This is a genomic window from Burkholderia sp. BCC0397, assembly GCF_902832865.1.
Lineage (GTDB): Bacteria > Pseudomonadota > Gammaproteobacteria > Burkholderiales > Burkholderiaceae > Burkholderia.
Window position 1 is genome coordinate 1047010 of sequence record NZ_CADFDL010000001.1, and the last position, 17850, is coordinate 1064859.

Consider the following 17850-nt stretch of genomic DNA (forward strand, 5'->3'; position numbering starts at 1 on the left):
GCCAATCGGCACGGGACCGGAGAACGTACATGCACCGAATCGGCTTCTTGATCAGCGACGGCTTCCAGATCATGGCGCTCGCCGCGCAGTCGGTGTTCGAGTACGCGAACATGGGCATGGACGCGCCGTTCTATGCGATGGACAACTACTCGGTCGACGGCGGCGACGTGCGTTCGTCGCTCGGGCTGCCGGTCGCCACGCGCGCGCTGCGCGGGCGGCTCGGCGTCGATACGTGGATCGTCGCGGGCGTCAACGATCCGCTCGCCGCGCCGGCGCCGGCCGGCGTCGTCGCCTACCTGCGCCGCGCGAACGCGCGTGCGCGGCGGATCGCCGGCATCTGCACGGGCGCGTTCGTGCTGGCCGAGGCCGGGCTGCTCGCGCAGCGTCGCGCGACCACGCACTGGGCGTTCGGCCGCGACATGCAGCGGCACTACCCGGAGATTCGCGTCGAGGACGACCGGATCTTCATCGTCGACGGCCCGATCTGGACGTCGGCCGGGATGACGGCCGGCCTCGATCTCGCGCTCGCGATGGTGGAGAAGGACCTCGGCGCCGATGCCGCGCGGTCGGTCGCGCACAAGCTGGTGATGCATCAGCGCCGGGCCGGCGGTCAGTCGCAGCATTCGGAAATGCTCGAGCTTGCGCCGAAATCCGACCGGATCCAGAACGCGCTCGACTACGCGCGGCGGAATCTCGGCCGCGCGCTGACCGTCGAGGATCTGGCCGAGGCCGTTCATTTGAGCCCGCGCCAGTTCAGCCGCGTGTTTACGCTCGAAACCGGGCAGTCGCCCGCGAAGGCGATCGAGCGGCTGCGGCTCGAGTCGGCGCGGCTGATGATCGAACAGAGCCGTCATCCGCTCGACGTGATCGCGAAGGAGAACGGCTTTCGCGACCGCCGACACATGCGCGAGGCGTTCGTGCGCGGGTTCGGCGTGCCGCCGCAGGCGCTGCGGCGCGATGCGCGGGCGGACGAGCGGGAAACGGGCTGATGGGCTGACGGGCGGGCGTGGTTCAGCGCGTGCCGGCAAAATCGCGCAGAATCCTGTCGACATTCGTCGCGAGGAGACACCGTGCACACTGACCCGTTCGACATTGCGATTCCCGAGCACGCGCTTGACGATTTGCGCCGGCGCCTGCGCGACTACCGCCCACCGAACCTGACGCCCGCCGAGCCGTGGCAGCAGGGCGTCGACGGCACATGGCTGCGCGAATTGGCGGCGCACTGGGCCGACGGCTTCGATTGGCGCGCGGTGGAACGCGAGCTGAACCGGCTGCCGCAGTTCGTCGCGGACGTCGGCGGGCGGCGTGTGCATTTCGTGCATCGGCGCGGTACGGGGCCGAAACCCTATCCGCTCGTCGTCACGCACGGCTGGCCCGGTTCCGCATTCGAATTCCACGCGTTGATCGATCGCTTGTGCGATCCGGCCGCGTTCGGCGGCGATCCGGACGACGCGTTCGACATCGTCGCGCCGTCGCTGCCCGGCTTCCTGTTCTCTCCCGCACCGGCGGCACCCGGCACGTCGGCGCTTCAGGTCGCCGACTGCTGGGCGGAATTGATGGCCGGCCTCGGATACCAACGGTTCGGCGCGCAGGGCGGCGATCTGGGCGCGGGCGTGTCGGTCGCGCTCGGCGCGCGGCATGAGGGCGTGGTCGACGGCATCCACCTGAACTACCTGCCCGGCAGCTACGAACCGGCGATCGACGCGGCGCGGCCGCTGACCGACGACGAGCAGGCGTTCCTGAAGCAGCGCGGCGACTGGGCGGCGCTCGAAGGCGGGTACGCGCACGTCCACATGACGAAGCCGCAGACGCTGGCCGTCGCGCTCAACGATTCGCCGCTCGGGCTGGCCGCGTGGATCGCCGAGAAATTCCGTGCGTGGAGCGATTGCGATGGCGACGTCGCGCGCCGTTTTTCGCACGACACGCTGCTGACGGGCATATCGCTCTACTGGTTTACCGGCTGCATCGGCTCGTCGATGCAAATGTATTGGGAGAACCGGCTGCAGTCGATGCGGTTTGCGGCCGGGCAGCGCGTGGCGGTACCCGTGGCGTTCGCGCGCTTTCCGAAGGAGATCAGCCGTCCGCCGCGCAGTTGGCTCGAACGGGTATTCGACGTGGTGCAGTGGACCGACATGCCGAGCGGCGGCCATTTCGCGGCGATGGAGGAGCCGGACTTGCTGGCCGACGATATTCGGCGGTTTTTCAGGCGCTTCCGGTAACGGGCGGGCAAGCCGGCGGAGGGCGGAAACCGATACCCGGAGGTCGCACACGCGGGACGGGAGCGGCTCGATGCGGATCGCGTCGCCCGCCTTGCCGCGTCATTACCGCGTAACGAACGCCGTGGCCGCATCCGGCGCCGTACGCGCATGCTTGCGCTGGCGCAGCAGCGCGACGCGGCAGTTCTCGCGCGCCGTTTCGCGGCCGTCGTCGTCGAGCAGTACGAGGTCGCCGCGCATCACGTTCAGCGTGATCACATCCTCGCCCGGCGCGCCGAGCGTTTCCGGCGTGTGCACAGAGCCGGCCGGTTCGAGCACTGTCGAACCCGCGTGCGCGACCCAGTCGTATTCGCGGTAGCGCCACGCCCCCTGCAGCGTATGGACGAACACCTCGCCGTCGTGACGGTGGCGCGGCAGCGTGCCGCCGGCCGGCATCTTCAGCAGCGCGGTGAGCGTGTCCTCGGCCGCATTGATATGGAGGTACTTGATCGCGAGCCCCGGCAGGTCGGCGCTCATCGGCAGCCACGGCAGCGCGTCGCCGGGCAGGCACGAGATCGGCGGCAGGTCGGTGGAGAGCGGGGCGGACGGCTGCGTCATGGCGGAAGGCGGAGCGGAAACGGGAAGCCCGCATTATCGCAGAGCCGGATCGCGCGGCCGAACGGGTGCGGCGTCGCGCCGAAAACGTGCGCGGCGGTCCGATCCTTACTCGATGAAATATACAGTCAAACTGTACAGTTTGACTGTATATATGCTATCTTGAATGCATGAACGCGCCATCCTCTCCCCCCGACATACTCCCGCTGGCCGGTCTCGCCGGCGAACTCCGCATCTCGGTCGGCAAGCTGATGCGGCGGATGCGGGAGCAGACCCATCCGAACGACCTCACGTCGTCGCAGAAATCGGTGCTGCTGCGGCTCGATCGCGACGGTCCGGCGACCGTGTCGGCGCTCGCGCGTGCCGAAAGCGTCCGCCCGCAGTCGATGCGCGTGACGGTCGCGACGCTGGAGACGCTCGGCGCGGTCGCCGGCGCGCCCGATCCCACCGACGGCCGGCAGACGCTGATCGCGCTCACGCCCGGTTTCCGCAAGGTGCTGCAAGCGAACCGCGCGGCCAAGGACGACTGGCTGTTCCGCGCGCTGCATGCGCAACTGTCGGCGGCGGAACAGGCCGAGCTCGCGGCGGCCGTGAAGCTGCTGCAGCGGCTTGCCGAATTCCAGGACCCGGCGCGTCCGTGAACCGCCCCGACCCGCTCGCCGAAAGGACAACCCGCCCATGAATCTCCTGCATCTCGTGTCGTACTTCTTCGGCGGCGCGTTTCTCGCGAACGTCGTGCCGCATCTCGTCAGCGGGCTGCGCGGCGAGCCGTTCCAGACGCCGTTCGCGAATCCGCCTGGGCGCGGGCTGTCGTCGTCCACCGTGAACGTGGTGTGGGGCGTCGTGAACCTCGGCATCGCTTACGCGCTCGTGTGCCGGGTCGGCGATTTCGACCTGAAGATCACGGCCGACGCGGCGGCGCTCGGCCTCGGCATCCAGGTGCTCGGCCTGTTCCTCGCGCGGCATTTCGGCGAACTGCACGGCGGCAACGAGCCGGACCGGGAGCGGCCATGAGCGTGCCGGCAGCGGGCGTATTTCGCTCGCTTCGCAGCTTCAACTACCGCGTGTGGGCGATCGGCTCGCTGGTGTCGAACATCGGCACGTGGATCCAGCGCACCGCGCAGGACTGGCTCGTCCTCACGCAGCTCACGCATCACGACGCATCGGCGGTCGGCACGGTGATGGCGCTGCAGTTCGGGCCGCAACTGCTGCTGTTGCCGTGGACCGGCTACGCGGCCGACCGCTTCGACCAGCGCAAGCTGCTGATGGCGACGCAGGCGCTGATGGGTGCGCTGGCGCTCGTGCTCGGCGGGCTGACGGTCACCGGCGCGGTGCGGCTCGAGCACGTGTATGTGTTCGCGTTCCTGTTCGGCTGCGCGTCGGCGTTCGACGCGCCGGTGCGGCAGACCTTCGTCGCGGAACTGGTCGGCGATCGCGAGCTCGCGAACGCGGTCGCGCTCAATTCGACGTCGTTCAACGCCGCGCGGATGGTCGGCCCGGCGGCGGCGGGCTTCCTGATCGCATCGGTCGGCACTGGCTGGGCGTTTCTCGCGAACGGGCTCAGCTTCTTCGCGGTGCTGGCGTCGCTGTCGCAGCTTCGGGAAGACGAACTGCGCGCGAACGTGCGGACAGGCCGCTCGCGCGGCAGCCTGCTCGACGGGTTCCGTTACGTGTGGCACCGCCCGGACTTGACGGCGATTCTCGTGATGCTGTTCCTGATCGGCACGTTCGGGCTCAATTTCCAGTTGTACATTTCGACGATGGCCGCCAGCGTGTTTCACGTCGATGCGCGCGGGTTCGGTTTCCTGTCATCGATGATGGCGGTCGGCACGATCTCGGGCGCGCTGCTTGCCGCGCGCCGCGAGCAGCCGCGGTTCCGTCATCTGTGGATCGGCGCGACGCTGTTCGGGCTCGGCTGCACGTTCGCCGCGTTGGCGCCCGGCTACTGGTCGTTCGCCGCCGCACTGGTGCTGACCGGGATCGCCGCGATCACCTTCATGAATTCGACCAACAGCCTGATGCAACTGTCCACCGAGCCGGCGATGCGCGGCCGCGTGATGGCGCTGCGCCTCGCGGTCGCATTGGGCGGCACGCCGATCGGCGCGCCGGTGGCCGGCTGGGTCGCGAACCATCTCGGCCCGCGCTGGGCGCTCGGCGTCGGCGCGGCGTCCGGCTTTGCGGCGGCGCTCGTCGCGACCCATTTCGTCACGCGCAAGCGCGCGCAGCCGCGCACGGGCGGCGACGGGGCCTGACCGAACCGAAAGCCGCCGCTATGCCGCCGGCCGCGCCGCCGCATGCGCGGCGTCGAGGCACGACTGGAACAGCAGCGCGGCCCGCGGTGGCTGCGGCGAGCGCCGCAGCAGGCTCACGAACCGGCACCGGTAATTGAACCGGTGCGGCGCGATCGGTTGCATCAGCTCCTTGTTTTCGAAACTCTCCGCGTAGTGATCGGGCAGGAAGCCGAGATAGCGGCCCGACAGAATCAGCGTCGCGATCGATTCCTGGTCCGACGCGGTCGCGCTGCGCGTGAGCTTCGCGCGATGGCTCAATTCCATGTTCGGCGAATGGAAACCGAGCCCGGCGAACGCGTGGTGGCGGATCGTCGTCCACGTGAGCTTGCCGTGCGGCGCATCGAAGAGCGGATGCTGGCGGCCGCAGTAGAGCAGCATCCGTTCGTCGAACAGCGCCGAATACACGAGGCTGCCCGAGTTGCGGTGCACGGGGATGATCCCGACCTGATAGCTGCCATCGATGACCCCGCGCTCGACCTCGTTGATCGACGCGACGTGCAGGTTCAGCGCGACGTCGGGCGCTTCGTCCGCGAACTGGCGGATCGCGTCGCCCAGGCGCGCATGCGGGTTGGTGGCCGTCTTGTCGAACACTGCGATGTGCAGTTCTCCGCCCATCTTGTCGTGAATGCCGTCGATCCTGCTGCGAAATGCTTCCATCGACGCGAGCAGTCGCAGCGTTTCCTCGTACACCGTCTGCCCCTCGGGCGTCAGCGTGAAGCCCGCGCGGCCGCGCCGGCACAGTACGAGGCCGAGCCGCGTCTCTAGATCCTTCACGTGCCGGCTGATCGTCGAGATGCCGATATTCAGTTCCAGTTCGGCGGCCGCCATCCCGCCGCACTGCACGACGCCCTTGAAGACCCGCAGCAGGCGGAGATCCATGTCGCTGAGCTGCCCGAGCAGCGCGCGGCTCTTCGGTTTCTTTGCTTGCATAGTTGAGCAAGTGAACATTGATATTGCGATATTCAAAAGACTAATTGGCGTCCCGACAATGTGCAACATCATCATCAGGAGGAGGGGCGCGACGCGCCGACCGACATGACCGACATCACTACCGCCCAGCACGACGACACGAACCTCCGCACCGACGCCGCGTGGCTCGATGCGCACTGGATGCCGTTCACGGCCAACCGCCAGTTCAAGGCCGATCCGCGCATGATCGTGTCCGGCCAGGGCGCGTATTACACCGATGGCGAAGGCCGCAAGATCTTCGATGGCCTGTCGGGCCTCTGGTGCACGGGCCTCGGTCACGGTCGCACGGAAATCGTCGAAGCCGTGAGCCGCCAGGTCGCGCAGCTCGATTACGCGCCGGCCTTCCAGTTCGGCCATCCGAAATCGTTCGAACTCGCCAACAAGATCAAGGAGCTGACGCCGGCCGGCCTCGACTACGTGTTCTTCACGGGCTCGGGCTCGGAAGCGGCCGACACGTCGCTGAAGCTGGCCCGCGCGTACTGGCGCGCGAAGGGCAAGGGCACGAAGACGCGCCTGATCGGCCGCGAGAAGGGCTACCACGGCGTGAACTTCGGCGGCATCTCGGTGGGCGGGATCGGCGCGAACCGCAAGCTGTTCGGCCAGGGGATCGACGCCGACTTCCTGCCGCATACGCAACTGGCCGAGAACAAGTTCTCGCGCGGCATGCCGGAGCACGGCGCCGAGCTGGCCGACCGCCTGCTCGAACTGATCGCGCTGCACGACGCATCGAACATCGCGGCCGTGATCGTCGAGCCGTTCTCCGGTTCGGCGGGCGTTGTCGTACCGCCGAAGGGCTATCTGAAGCGCCTGCGCGACATCTGTACCGCGCACGACATCCTGCTGATCTTCGACGAGGTCATCACGGGCTTCGGCCGCGCCGGCGCAATGACGGGCGCCGACGCATTCGGCGTGGTGCCGGACATCATGAACTTCGCGAAGCAGGTGACGAACGGCGTGCAGCCGCTCGGCGGCGTGATCGCGACGAAGGAGATCTACGACACGTTCATGGCCGCGGGCGGCCCCGAGTACATGCTCGAGTTCCCGCACGGCTACACGTATTCGGCGCATCCGGTCGCCTGCGCGGCCGGCGTCGCGGCGCTCGACCTGCTGGTGAAGGAAGACGCGGTGGCCCGCGTGCGCGATCTCGCGCCGCATTTCGAGGCGGCCGTGCACGGGCTGAAGGGCCAGCGTCACATCACGGATATCCGCAACTACGGGCTGGCGGCCGGCCTGACGATCGCCGCGCTGCCGGGCGAGCCGGCACGGCGCCCGTACGAGATCGCGATGCGCTGCTGGGCGAAGGGCTTCTACGTGCGCTACGGCGGCGACACGATCCAGCTCGCGCCGCCGTTCATCGCCGAGAAGCGCGAGATCGACAACCTGGTCAACGCGCTGTCCGACGCACTGAACGAAGTGGACTGAGCCACGGCTTGCCCGCAGCGACAACCGAATTCACGAAAGAGCCAGACACATGAAACACGACAGCAATGTGACCTCCACCGTCGGCCACCTGATCGACGGCAAGCGCGTCGACGGCGGCAGCCGAGTCCAGCCGGTGTTCGACCCGGCCACCGGCGAATCGCACAAGAGCGTCGCGCTCGCCGACAAGCTGACCGTCGAAGCCGCGATCGCGTCCGCGCAGGCCGCGTTCCCGGCGTGGCGCAACACGCCGCCGCTGAAGCGTGCCCGCGTGATGAGCCGCTTCAAGACGCTGCTCGAGGAGCACGCGGAAGAACTCTGCGCGCTGATCACGGCCGAGCACGGCAAGGTGCTCGCCGATGCGATGGGCGAACTGCAGCGCGGGATCGAGAACGTCGAATACGCGAGCTACGTGCCCGAACTGTTGAAGGGCGAGCACAGCAAGAACGTCGGCCCCGCGATCGATTCGTGGAGCGAGTTCCAGGCACTCGGCGTCGCGGCCGGCATCACGCCGTTCAACTTCCCGGTGATGGTGCCGCTGTGGATGTGGCCGATGGCCGTTGCGTGCGGCAACACGTTCGTGCTGAAGCCGTCCGAGCGTACGCCGTCGTCGACGCTGCGCATGGCCGAGCTCGCGCTCGAGGCCGGCCTGCCGCCGGGCGTGCTGAACGTCGTGAACGGCGACAAGGAAGCGGTCGACACGATCCTGACCGATCCGCGCGTGAAGGCGGTGAGCTTCGTCGGCTCGACGCCGATCGCGGAATATATCTACTCGACCGGCTGCGCGCACGGCAAGCGCGTGCAGGCGCTCGGCGGCGCGAAGAACTTCGCGGTCGTGATGCCGGATGCCGACATCGGCAATGCGGTGAACGCGCTGATGGGCGCCGCGTACGGCTCGTGCGGCGAGCGCTGCATGGCGATTCCGCTCGTCGTCGCGATCGGCGACGAAACGGGCGACCAGGTGGTCGCGGGGCTGAAGGCCGAGATCGAGAAGATGAAGGTCGGCCCGGGCAACGGCGCGGGCGTCGACATGGGCCCGCTCGTCACGAAGCAGCATTTCGAGAAGGTGACGGGCTTCGTCGAAGCGGGTGTGGCAGCGGGCGCGACGCTCGTCGTCGACGGTCGCGGCGTGAAGGTCGACGGCCATGACGGCGGCTACTACCTCGGCCCGTGCCTGTTCGACAACGTGAAGCCCGGCATGCCGATCTACCAGCACGAGATCTTCGGGCCGGTGCTCGGCGTGATCCGCCTGAAGTCGCTCGACGACGCGATGGCGCTGATCGACGCGCACGAATACGGCAACGGCACGTGCCTGTTCACGCGTGACGGCGAGGCCGCGCGCTACTTCAGCGACAACATCCAGATCGGCATGGTCGGCATCAACGTGCCGCTGCCGGTGCCGGTCGCGTACCACTCGTTCGGCGGCTGGAAGCGTTCGCTGTTCGGCGATCTGCATGCATACGGCCCGGATGCCGTGCGGTTCTACACGAAGCGCAAGACGATCACGCAGCGCTGGCCGTCGGCCGGCGTGCGCGAAGGGACGGTGTTCAGCTTCCCGTCGAACCGCTGACCCGACGCGCGCACCGGCGGCATGCGGCCGGTGCGGCGTGCGAAGCTGCCAAGGCCCGCTCCCGATCGACGATCGGGGCGGGCTTTTTTACGGCCGTGCGAAATACGCGGAACGCGGCGAAAGCAGGATTACGGCGCGACCACGTGCCACATGTTCTTGAAGTTGTCGCCGTTGCGATCGCCCTGTTTCATGTCCTTCGAGAAGAAATACAGCGGCTTGCCCTTGTACGCCCATTGCGGGCTGCCGTCGTCGCGCTTGACGATCGTGTAGGGCCCGACCGGCACGTCGGTGGCGCTGGCCTTGTACGGCGGCCAGAAGGATTCGCACTGGCCCGTGCACGCGCTGGTGCCGGCGTTGGCCTTGTCCTTGTCGAACGTGTAGACGGTCATCCCGTTCGCGGCGACGAGCGCGCCGTTTTCTTCCTTCGTGATGGATCCCTGGGCCGTGGCCGAAGCTGACGCAATGGCGAGCAGGGCGGAGCTGACGAGCAGCGCGGCTTTCATGAGTGCCTCCTGATAGTCCGGTGGGCGGCCGCGATCGCGCACGGGCGAGCGTGCGCCGGAATCGCGATGAATGGTGCCGGAGCACGGCGCCGTCGCCGCCGGCCCGCGTGAGCAACGCCGGGGCGAATGGCGGCAAACGGGGCGCCTTATTCACGATAGGCGGTTTTTCGCGGCGCTGCGAGAAGATCGGGGGGCATATCGGCGGCACGCAGCCCTCGCGCAACGGCGCGACGATCGCCGTCATGCGCCGGTATTCGGCATCCGTCCCCGAGTGCGCGCCGCGCGTGCGCTGCGGCGTCGACGACGCCGATACGGGTTTGCGCGGATGACATCGCGCGCATTCCGCCTGAATATCTGCGTCAGCGCGAGCCGGACTCGCGCCGATGCTTCCGGGAGGTGACGACGATGCTTCAGGATCCGGGCGAGGTTGCGCGCGCCAGCTATCGCGCGTATGCCGACAAGAACCGAGACGCGATCGAAGCGCTGATCGCGCCGGATTTCCATTTCACGAGCCCGCTCGACAACCGGCTCGATCGCGACACGTATTTCCGGCGCTGCTGGCCGAACAGCGTGACGCTGGCGCGCTTCGATTTCATCGACGTCGCCGTTCACGGCGAGCAGGTATTCGTCGTGTACGAGGCGGAAACGGCCGACGGCAGACGGTTCCGGAATGCGGAGCGGTTGCATGTCCGAGACGGGCTGATCGTCGAGGCCGAGGTGTATTTCGGCTGGAACGTGCCGCACGATGCGCCCGACGGCGGTTTCGTCGAACCGCGCGGTTGAGTGGAGGGCGGGAGCAGGCGGTTCATCCGGTGCTGCGCGCGACCTCGCGGTTCGGGCGTGCCGGGCCGGCGAATCCTTCGTTCAGCGCCGGCGTGGCACGACATGGATCGGGATTCCGGTTTCCGGAGCATCGTGTCGTTGCCGCTCGTCCCGGTCGATGCACTCATCCCGCCGCATCTTCCCCCAACGCCTGGATGAACCGCGAAAACAGCTCCGGCTGCGACGAAATCCCGAGCTTCGCGTAAAGGTGCCGCCGATGCACCTTCACCGTTTCGGGTGAAATCGCGAGCCGTTCGGCGATCGCCTTCGACGAATTGCCGCGCAGCACCATGCGCGCGATCGACATCTCGCGGTCGGTCAGCACGCCTGCACCGAAGCGCGCGAGCGCCTGCTCGACGCGCGCGCCGAGGTCCGCGTCGGGCGTTGCGCGCGCTGCGTCCCCCACCAGCCGCCAATGCTGCCGGATCGCCGCGAGCACCCACGGCATCGCGGCCGTCAGCTTGCCGAGCGGCTCGACGTCGAAGCGCGTCGCTGCACCGAGCGACAGCGACAGCAGCGTGTCGGCATTCGGCCGCACGAGAATCTGGATCTCGTCGTCGCCGACCGCGTCGCGGAAATAGCTCAGGAAATACTCGCTCTGCCGGAACAGGTCCGGCGCGACTTCCTCGAGCCGGTAGCAGCCGTCGGCGAGCCCGTCGTGCGCGGCCTGCAGGAACGGATCGAGCAGATATAACCCATTCAGGTAAAGCGGCACCGGCGACGCGGTGTCGGCGCCGCCCGTGTCGTATTCGTCGAGCACGAGCGGCACGCCGTCGCGGCCAATCGCGGTCGCGAGCGCGTTGTCGAACGGCGTCATTTCATTGAGCAGCAGCACCAGGAACCGCCAGAAACGCGGCTGGCCGAGATGATCGATTGCGCGGCCAAGCGCCTGGTGCATCGCGATTTCGGAAAAGAGACGATCCATACCACCACCGGATGGGCGTAACACGAAGGGGGAATAGCGGTCCTGAAATTGGCTTCCTAGACTGCCACGCAATCAATCGGGCCCGAGTATGGGCGTTCAAAAACAAGTGGCATAGGAGCAGGAGAACGAAATGGCGATGATGTCGGAATCGACGGGCAGCCTGCAAGCGGCGCCTGCAACGGAAGACGCGCCGCGCGCGCTGTCGCAGACGCTCAGCGTGCGCGATGCAGTGATGATCACCGTATCGGGCGTGACACCGGCCAGCTCGATCTTCGTGATCGCGCCGTTCGCGATCCAGCAGGCCGGCAGCGGCGCGGTGCTGTCGTTCGTGCTCGGCGGCGTGCTCGCGCTCGCGTTCGCGCTCTGCTATGCGGAACTCAGCGCCGCGCACCGCAGCGCGGGCGGCGAATACGTGATGGCCAAGCGCGTGTTCGGCACGCTGCCCGGCTACCTGACCTTCATCACGGTGCTGTCCGTCAGCGTGTTCATTCCGGCCGTGCTCGCGAGCGGCGCCGCGCCGTACCTGAACAATGCGCTCGGCACGCACTTCGGCAACCAGTCGGTCGCGCTGACGATCGTGCTGCTCAGCTATCTGCTCGGGATGCTGAACATCAAGACGAACGCGTGGATCACCGGCGCGTTCCTGGTCGTCGAAATCGGCGTGCTGATGCTGATCGCGGGGCTCGGCTTCGGGTCGCCGCATCGCGGCGCCGAAGTGCTGATCGCACCGGTCGTCGCGAGCGGCAATGCGCTCGTGCCAGCGACGCTCGCGGCCATCGTGCCCGCGATCGGCACCGCGATCTTCTGCTACAACGGCTTCGGTTCGGCAGCCTATCTCGCGGAAGACCTGCGCGGCGGCAACCGCAACGTCGCGAAGGCGGTGATCTATTCGCTGCTGGTGATCCTCGTCGTCGAACTGGTGCCGCTCACCGCGATCGTGCTGGGCGCGCCGTCGCTGACGGAACTGACGAAGAGCACTGATCCGATCGGCTATGTCGTGCGCTCGCTGAGCAATCCGGTCGTGTCGCGCGTGGTCAGCGGCGGGATCTTCCTGTCGGTGTTCAACGCGATCATCGCGATCGTGATCGCGATGGGCCGCCTGCTGTACAGCAGCGGCCGGCATGCGCTCTGGTCGCGCACCTGCAACCGTGCGTTTTCGACGATCCATCCACGCCTCGAATCGCCGTGGCTGGCGACGATCGCGCTGGCCATTCCGTCGGCCGGGCTCGTGTTCGTGTCGAGCCTCGACGAGCTGACCGCGTTCACCGTCGACCTGCTGCTGCTGATCTATCTCGTCGTCGGGCTGGCCGCGCTCGCGAGCCGGTTCGTGCGTCGCGACGTCGAGCATCATTACCGGATGCCACTGTGGCCCGTGACGCCGCTCGTCGCGGTGGCGGGCGCCGCGTATACGCTGGTCACGACTTTGGCAACCGCGACGAAGCCGACCGACCTGATCATCATCGCGGGGCTGCTGATCGCGGCCCTCGTGATGTACGTGGTGTGGGCGCGCCACAGCGAAGCATTCCGCGCGCTCTGAGCCCCGGATCGACAGCTTGCATCACCGACACACCGAACCATTGAAAGACGGGAGGAATCGCATCATGCGCACGAGGGATCTCGGCATCCGCATCGGACTCGGCACGCCGGGCCGCTTCAACGCGATCACGGACGTACCGGGCGTGCGGGTCGGACATTGCACGCTGAACGTCGAGAACGGCGACGCGTCGATCCGCACCGGCGTCACCATCATCGAGCCGCGCGCGGGCGCCGCGCACGATTCGCCGTGCTTCGCGGGCGTGCACGTGCTGAACGGCAACGGCGACGCGACCGGGCTCGAATGGATCCGCGAAGCCGGCCTGCTGACGACGCCGATCGCCTATACGAACACGCACAGCGTCGGCACGGTGCGCGACGCGCTCGTCGCGAACGAACGCGAAGCGGCGGCCGGCCGCGTGTACTGGTGCATGCCGGTCGTGATGGAAACCTACGACGGACTGCTGAACGACATCTGGGGGCAGCACGTGAACGCCGCGCACGTCCAGCGCGCGCTGGCCGCCGCGCAGTCGGGGCCGGTCGCCGAAGGCGGCGTGGGCGGCGGCACGGGCATGATCTGCCACGAGTTCAAGGGCGGCATCGGCACCGCGTCGCGCGTGCTGGCCAGCGATGCGGGCGGCTGGACCGTCGGCGCGCTCGTGCAGGCGAACTACGGCGTGCGCGAGACGCTGCGCGTGGCCGGCTACCCGGTCGGCGACGTGCTGCGGCACGTGCATTCGCCGTTCCGCGAAGCAGACGCGAAAGGCGAAGCCGGCATGGGCTCGATCGTCGTCACGATCGCGACCGACGCACCGTTGCTGCCGCATCAATGCACGCGTCTCGCGCAGCGCGCGAGCGTCGGGCTCGCCCGCGTCGGCGGCGGCACCGAGGATTCGAGCGGCGACATCTTCCTCGCGTTCGCCACCGGCAACGACGGCTTGCCTACCGCGAACTACGGCAACAAGGGCACGCCGACGACCGACGTGCGGATGGTCAACAACGACCATATTTCCGCGCTGTTCGTCGCGGCGGCGGAAGCGGTGGAGGAGGCGATCGTGAATGCGCTGGTCGCGGGTGGCGACGTCGAGTCGCGCGGGGCGCGGGTCGAGGGGCTCGGGCAGGCGCGCTTGCTGGATGCGTTGCGCGAAGTGGGCTGGCGGCCGGGGCGCGGCGCGTGAAACGGCAAGCGCCGCTTCAATCGAAGCGGCGTGGTGCAGGACGGCGATGCGGCGAGCGGCCGGACCGCCGTCCGCCCGCGCATGTGATGCATGCGGTGCGGGCGATACGGGCCTGGCCGTGACGACGCGGCGTCATGCTCAGCTGCCGAAGTAGATGTTGCAGAAGCTGACCGGGCCGACGCAGGCGTTCGGGTCTTCCTGCTTCGATTGCGCACGATCGACGCGGCCGGCGGCCTTGACCGCCTCGGCGCGGTTCGCCTGTTGCGGTGCGGCGTCTGCCGGCGCCGGCTGCGCGTGGGCGACAGTAGCGGCGAGCGACAGGGCAACGAGGGCGAGGTGCAGCGGCTTCATTTTGTTTCTCCTGGGTGAGTGCCAGTCTCGCTGGCAGTGAGGAAACTATAGGCTCGCACTGCTTAAAGATTAATCACCGCGGCTGTAGAGCTTATTTCCATCCGGAACAAGGATCCCGTTGCGCGCGCACCCGTCTTCAATGGCGATGCCGGTTGAACGGCGCGTCCTTGTCGAGCAGCGCGCTGCGCATGAAGTGCAGGCAGCCGACGATCCGCTGCATGCTGCGGCGCGCGTCGGGCACCGCGTACCACGCCTGCAGCGTGTGCTGCGCCGCACGGATCGCGAGATTCACGGATTTCAGCGTGCGCGCATGGCGGGCGGGCGTCGGATCGTCGAAGAAGCGCGGCAGTTCGATCAGCACCGCATCGATCGAACCGGTCCAGCGCAGCGTCTGCGGCGGTTTCGACGCGCAGAACGCATGCAGCTCGTCGCGCAGGTCGATGACCGCGTGGCCGACTTCGAGCGTCGACAGCATCCAGCGCAGTGCATCGCGATGCTGCCGCGTGCGGCGCACCAGCAGCGTACGCAGTTGCGCCATCAGGTCGTGCGTGCTCGACTGGAAGCGCTGCGCGAGGCCGTCCGGCGCGCCTTCGCATGCCAGCGTCACCTGGCGGCGCAAGTCGTGCGCGATCCGGCCGGTGAGCCAGGGCATGTGCGTCGGGAACACGACGGCAAACACGAGCGAGCACGCAAGCATCGCGACGACGATCGCCAGCCCGTTGTTGATCAGCACTTCAGGCGTATACGCGATCGCGTTGTCGGGGCCCGCGAGCAGGCAGAAGAACACCGCGAAGCCGATCCCGTAGCCGGACAGGCCCGGCCGCATCGCGAGAAACGCGCCGAGGCCGAGCACGAGGGCGAGCGCCGCGCACAGCAGCGGAAAGCCGTCGATGTTCGGATAGACGTAACACAGGAACAGGTAGCCGACCGCGGTCGCGAATGCCGCGCCGACGCCCATCTGCGCGACGAACTTCGGCGCGCGCGGCGAGGTCGAGCTGAGCGCGCACGCGATCGCGGTGGCGATCACCGCGAGCGGGCCGCTCGGCCATTCGGACGCGATCCAGAACGCGCTCATCGCGCCGACGGCGACCACCGTGCGCAGGAACGCGAAACCGACGAAGAACGCGTTGGTTTTCACCGCGTAATGCGTGACCGAGCGCTCGAACGCGTGGTCGTCCTGGTCGAGCGACGCGTAGGTGTCGACGTAGCCGAGATATTCGCCGATGAACCGGTACAGCAGCTCGATCGCGGTATCGAAGTCGAGCAGGCCGCCGGCCGCATGGTCCTCGATTGCCCGCCGCGACGCACGCGCGGCCTTCGGCAACGCACTGTGGAAGCGGCGCAGTTCGAGCAGCGCGCCGGTGGCCGGCGCGATGCCGCGCTGGCGTTCGTCGCGCAACGCGGCGAAGCGCAGTGCGAGCGCGTCGACGTGCGGTGCCAGTGCGTCGAGCACCGCGTCCGAGTGATTCGCACGCAGCCGTTTGACGAGCTGGTGCAGCGCATGCAGCCGCGTGCATGCATTCATGAACTCGCTGTTCAGCCGCGCAAGCCGGCGGCTGCGTGCGCGAATGTGCGGATCCTCGAACGACGCGAACGCACGGTTGGCTTCGAAGCCGACGATGTCGTCGACGAAATCGGCGAAGCGCCGTTCGAAATCGCCGCGCGCGACGTCGCCCGACAGCGCGCCGGCGGTGAACGCAGCAAACGTCGCGTGGCGCGCGCTCAACGAACGCATCAGCGCCTTCGCGGAGCTCAACGGCAGGATCAGCGCGCTGACCGCGCCCGAGCACGCGATGCCGAGTGCGACTTCCGCGGCGCGCGTGAGCGCGGACTGGAACAGCGTCTGTGGCGTCATCACGGCCGGCAGGCCGATCAGCGCGGCCGTGTAGCCGGCGAGCACGAAGCCGTACCAGCGGAAATGGCGGTTGCGCACCGCGAGTGCGATGCAGCCGCCGATCCACAACGTGATGCCGGCCATGTACAGCTCGGGCTGCTGCGCGAACAGCCCACCGAGCGCGAGCGCGCCGACAAGGCCGGCCGCCGTGCCGAGCACGCGGTAGAAACTCTTCGCGAACACCATGCCCGACAGCGGCTGCATCAGCACGAACACGGTCGTCATCGCGGTGCGCGGCTGCGACATCTCGAGACGCATCGCGATGCCCATCGCCAGCAGCGCCGCGAGCACGGTTTTCGCGAGGTGCAGCCAGATCAGCCCGTCGGTCGCGGCCCAGTCGCGCGCCGCGTTGCCGAGCGGATCGAGCCATCGCCTCCATCGTGCCGGTTCGATGGAAGGTCGCTCGATCGCAGGTTGTGGCTTCATGAAAAGAGGGGCCCGGGAGGGACCGGGCATGGTGCCGCGGCGCGTCCGAACGGTCCGTTCGACTGGTGAGGCGCCGATTGTAGGAGTGCAACGGCCGCGCATTAACGCAGTTGCGGGGAAACGATAGTTGCAGCCGGCGTAACAATCTGTCGCATCCAGTGGAGGAAAATGGCGGCTCCGCTACAGGTTGCTCACAGGAATGGATACCCTACAAAACATGCGGGTGTTTTCGCGAGTCGTCGAGACGGGCAGCTTCACCGCCGCCGCGCAATCGCTGAATTCGACGACGGGCGCGATGTCGCGCGCGGTGTCGGAGCTCGAGGCGCGCCTGCGCACGCGTCTGATGAATCGCTCGACGCGCCGTCTCGCGCTCACGTCGGCCGGCGAAAGCTATTTGCGGCGCTGCCGCCAGATCCTCGCCGACGTCGACCGCGCGGAAGAAGAGGCGAGCTGCGCGCACGAGCGCCCGGCCGGCGTGCTGCGCATGCACAGCTTCGCGAGCGTCGGTCACCACTACGTATTGCCCGCGCTGACGCGCTACCACGCGCAGTTCCCGGACGTATCGATCGAGCTGTCGCTGTCGCAGCGCATGCCCGACCTGTTCGACGGCACGAGCGACATGGCCGTCGTCACCGCGTCGTCGCTGCCCGATTCGGAACTCGTGTCGCATCTGCTCGGCTCGACGTTCAGCATTCTGTGTGCATCACCCGACTACGTGAAACGGCACGGCGTGCCGGCCCGCCCGCAGGATCTCGCCGCGCATGCGTGCCTGACGCTGTGTACGCCGGCGTTCCCGACGCACGAATGGGTGCTCGAAGGGCCCGAAGGCGTCGAGCAGATCCACGTCGCCGGGCCGGTGCAGACCAATACCGCCGAATCGCTCGCACTCGCGATCCGCGACGGCATCGGGATCGGCATGCTGCCGCTGTATTCGGCGATCGACGCACTGCGCGACGGCACGCTCGTTCGCGTGCTGCCCGCGCATATCCTGCAGAAGATGAACGTGTATGCGCTGTACCCGTCGCGCCGCTTCGTCGATGCGAAGGTGCGGACCTGGGTCGAGATGCTGCGCGCCCAGGTGCCGGCGATGATCGCGCGCGACGTCGAGATGCTGAACGCGATCGACCGCGAACCGCAGGCAGCCTGAACGCAGGCCGCC

The 17850-nt window shown here is 67.9% G+C and carries 18 protein-coding genes; 12 read left to right on the plus strand and 6 right to left on the minus strand.

Translation table 11 applies throughout. The features are described from left to right. Positions 1 to 29: 29 nt before the first annotated feature. On the plus strand, positions 30 to 989 hold the full coding sequence (locus HWX03_RS04660) for a helix-turn-helix domain-containing protein (protein WP_175870414.1): 960 nt from the start codon (positions 30 to 32) through the stop codon (positions 987 to 989). Between the two features lie 81 nt (positions 990 to 1070). Continuing rightward, positions 1071 to 2219: an epoxide hydrolase family protein gene (locus HWX03_RS04665; protein WP_175870415.1), complete on the plus strand. Its 1149-nt coding sequence runs from the start codon at positions 1071 to 1073 to the stop codon at positions 2217 to 2219. Positions 2220 to 2321: 102 nt separating this feature from the next. On the opposite strand, the gene HWX03_RS04670 is transcribed toward HWX03_RS04665, so the two are convergent. Continuing rightward, entirely contained in the window at positions 2322 to 2813 is a 492-nt protein-coding gene (locus HWX03_RS04670) for a 2,4'-dihydroxyacetophenone dioxygenase family protein (protein WP_050010988.1), read from the minus strand. A gap of 167 nt (positions 2814 to 2980) precedes the next feature. Between HWX03_RS04670 and HWX03_RS04675 the strand changes: the two genes are divergently transcribed. From HWX03_RS04675 to HWX03_RS04685, 3 genes are read left to right on the plus strand one after another with little or no spacing between them, the layout of a single operon-like run. Beyond that, positions 2981 to 3451, plus strand: a complete 471-nt coding sequence (locus HWX03_RS04675; protein ID WP_175870416.1) for a MarR family transcriptional regulator — start codon at positions 2981 to 2983, stop codon at positions 3449 to 3451. Positions 3452 to 3488: 37 nt separating this feature from the next. Then, the gene (locus tag HWX03_RS04680) at positions 3489 to 3824 is read left to right on the plus strand and encodes a hypothetical protein (RefSeq protein ID WP_175870417.1); all 336 of its coding nucleotides are present in this window, start codon (positions 3489 to 3491) and stop codon (positions 3822 to 3824) included. Continuing rightward, entirely contained in the window at positions 3821 to 5062 is a 1242-nt protein-coding gene (locus tag HWX03_RS04685; RefSeq protein WP_175870418.1) for an MFS transporter, read from the plus strand. Before HWX03_RS04680 ends, HWX03_RS04685 begins: the two co-directional genes overlap by 4 nt. A gap of 18 nt (positions 5063 to 5080) precedes the next feature. Here HWX03_RS04685 and HWX03_RS04690 read toward each other — a convergent pair whose 3' ends face one another. Continuing rightward, positions 5081 to 6031, minus strand: coding sequence for a LysR family transcriptional regulator (locus tag HWX03_RS04690; RefSeq protein WP_175870419.1), 951 nt, complete (start codon positions 6029 to 6031; stop codon positions 5081 to 5083). A 105-nt stretch (positions 6032 to 6136) separates the two neighbouring features. On the opposite strand from HWX03_RS04690, the gene HWX03_RS04695 reads away from it, so the two are divergent. Both HWX03_RS04695 and HWX03_RS04700 read left to right on the plus strand, forming a co-directional pair. Then, a complete protein-coding gene (locus HWX03_RS04695) occupies positions 6137 to 7492 on the plus strand; it encodes an aspartate aminotransferase family protein (RefSeq protein WP_174386349.1) in 1356 nt (451 codons plus the stop codon). Between the two features lie 49 nt (positions 7493 to 7541). Beyond that, entirely contained in the window at positions 7542 to 9059 is a 1518-nt protein-coding gene (locus HWX03_RS04700) for a CoA-acylating methylmalonate-semialdehyde dehydrogenase (protein ID WP_175870420.1), read from the plus strand. A gap of 128 nt (positions 9060 to 9187) precedes the next feature. On the opposite strand, the gene HWX03_RS04705 is transcribed toward HWX03_RS04700, so the two are convergent. Then, on the minus strand, positions 9188 to 9562 hold the full coding sequence (locus HWX03_RS04705) for a hypothetical protein (protein WP_174430053.1): 375 nt from the start codon (positions 9560 to 9562) through the stop codon (positions 9188 to 9190). A 107-nt stretch (positions 9563 to 9669) separates the two neighbouring features. Between HWX03_RS04705 and HWX03_RS04710 the strand changes: the two genes are divergently transcribed. Together HWX03_RS04710 and HWX03_RS04715 are read left to right on the plus strand one after the other, a co-directional pair. Next, the gene (locus HWX03_RS04710) at positions 9670 to 9891 is read left to right on the plus strand and encodes a hypothetical protein (protein ID WP_175870421.1); all 222 of its coding nucleotides are present in this window, start codon (positions 9670 to 9672) and stop codon (positions 9889 to 9891) included. A 76-nt stretch (positions 9892 to 9967) separates the two neighbouring features. Further along, entirely contained in the window at positions 9968 to 10345 is a 378-nt protein-coding gene (locus HWX03_RS04715) for a nuclear transport factor 2 family protein (protein ID WP_175870422.1), read from the plus strand. Positions 10346 to 10508: 163 nt separating this feature from the next. Here the strand turns inward: HWX03_RS04715 and HWX03_RS04720 are convergent, their stop codons facing one another. Further along, positions 10509 to 11309, minus strand: coding sequence for a LuxR C-terminal-related transcriptional regulator (locus tag HWX03_RS04720; protein WP_175870423.1), 801 nt, complete (start codon positions 11307 to 11309; stop codon positions 10509 to 10511). Positions 11310 to 11439: 130 nt separating this feature from the next. Between HWX03_RS04720 and HWX03_RS04725 the strand changes: the two genes are divergently transcribed. After that, positions 11440 to 12846: an APC family permease gene (locus HWX03_RS04725; protein WP_175870424.1), complete on the plus strand. Its 1407-nt coding sequence runs from the start codon at positions 11440 to 11442 to the stop codon at positions 12844 to 12846. 64 nt (positions 12847 to 12910) lie between these two features. After that, positions 12911 to 14020 (plus strand): P1 family peptidase, encoded by a 1110-nt coding sequence (locus HWX03_RS04730; protein ID WP_175870425.1) that lies wholly within the window; start codon positions 12911 to 12913, stop codon positions 14018 to 14020. A gap of 138 nt (positions 14021 to 14158) precedes the next feature. Here the strand turns inward: HWX03_RS04730 and HWX03_RS04735 are convergent, their stop codons facing one another. Both HWX03_RS04735 and HWX03_RS04740 read right to left on the minus strand, forming a co-directional pair. Then, positions 14159 to 14371 carry a hypothetical protein gene (locus tag HWX03_RS04735; RefSeq protein ID WP_175870426.1) on the minus strand — a complete coding sequence of 71 codons (213 nt, stop codon included), beginning with the start codon at positions 14369 to 14371 and terminating at the stop codon, positions 14159 to 14161. A gap of 136 nt (positions 14372 to 14507) precedes the next feature. Beyond that, positions 14508 to 16691 (minus strand): FUSC family protein, encoded by a 2184-nt coding sequence (locus HWX03_RS04740; RefSeq protein ID WP_175870427.1) that lies wholly within the window; start codon positions 16689 to 16691, stop codon positions 14508 to 14510. A 199-nt stretch (positions 16692 to 16890) separates the two neighbouring features. On the opposite strand from HWX03_RS04740, the gene HWX03_RS04745 reads away from it, so the two are divergent. Beyond that, positions 16891 to 17838 carry a LysR family transcriptional regulator gene (locus tag HWX03_RS04745; RefSeq protein WP_174386360.1) on the plus strand — a complete coding sequence of 316 codons (948 nt, stop codon included), beginning with the start codon at positions 16891 to 16893 and terminating at the stop codon, positions 17836 to 17838. Positions 17839 to 17850: the final 12 nt, after the last annotated feature.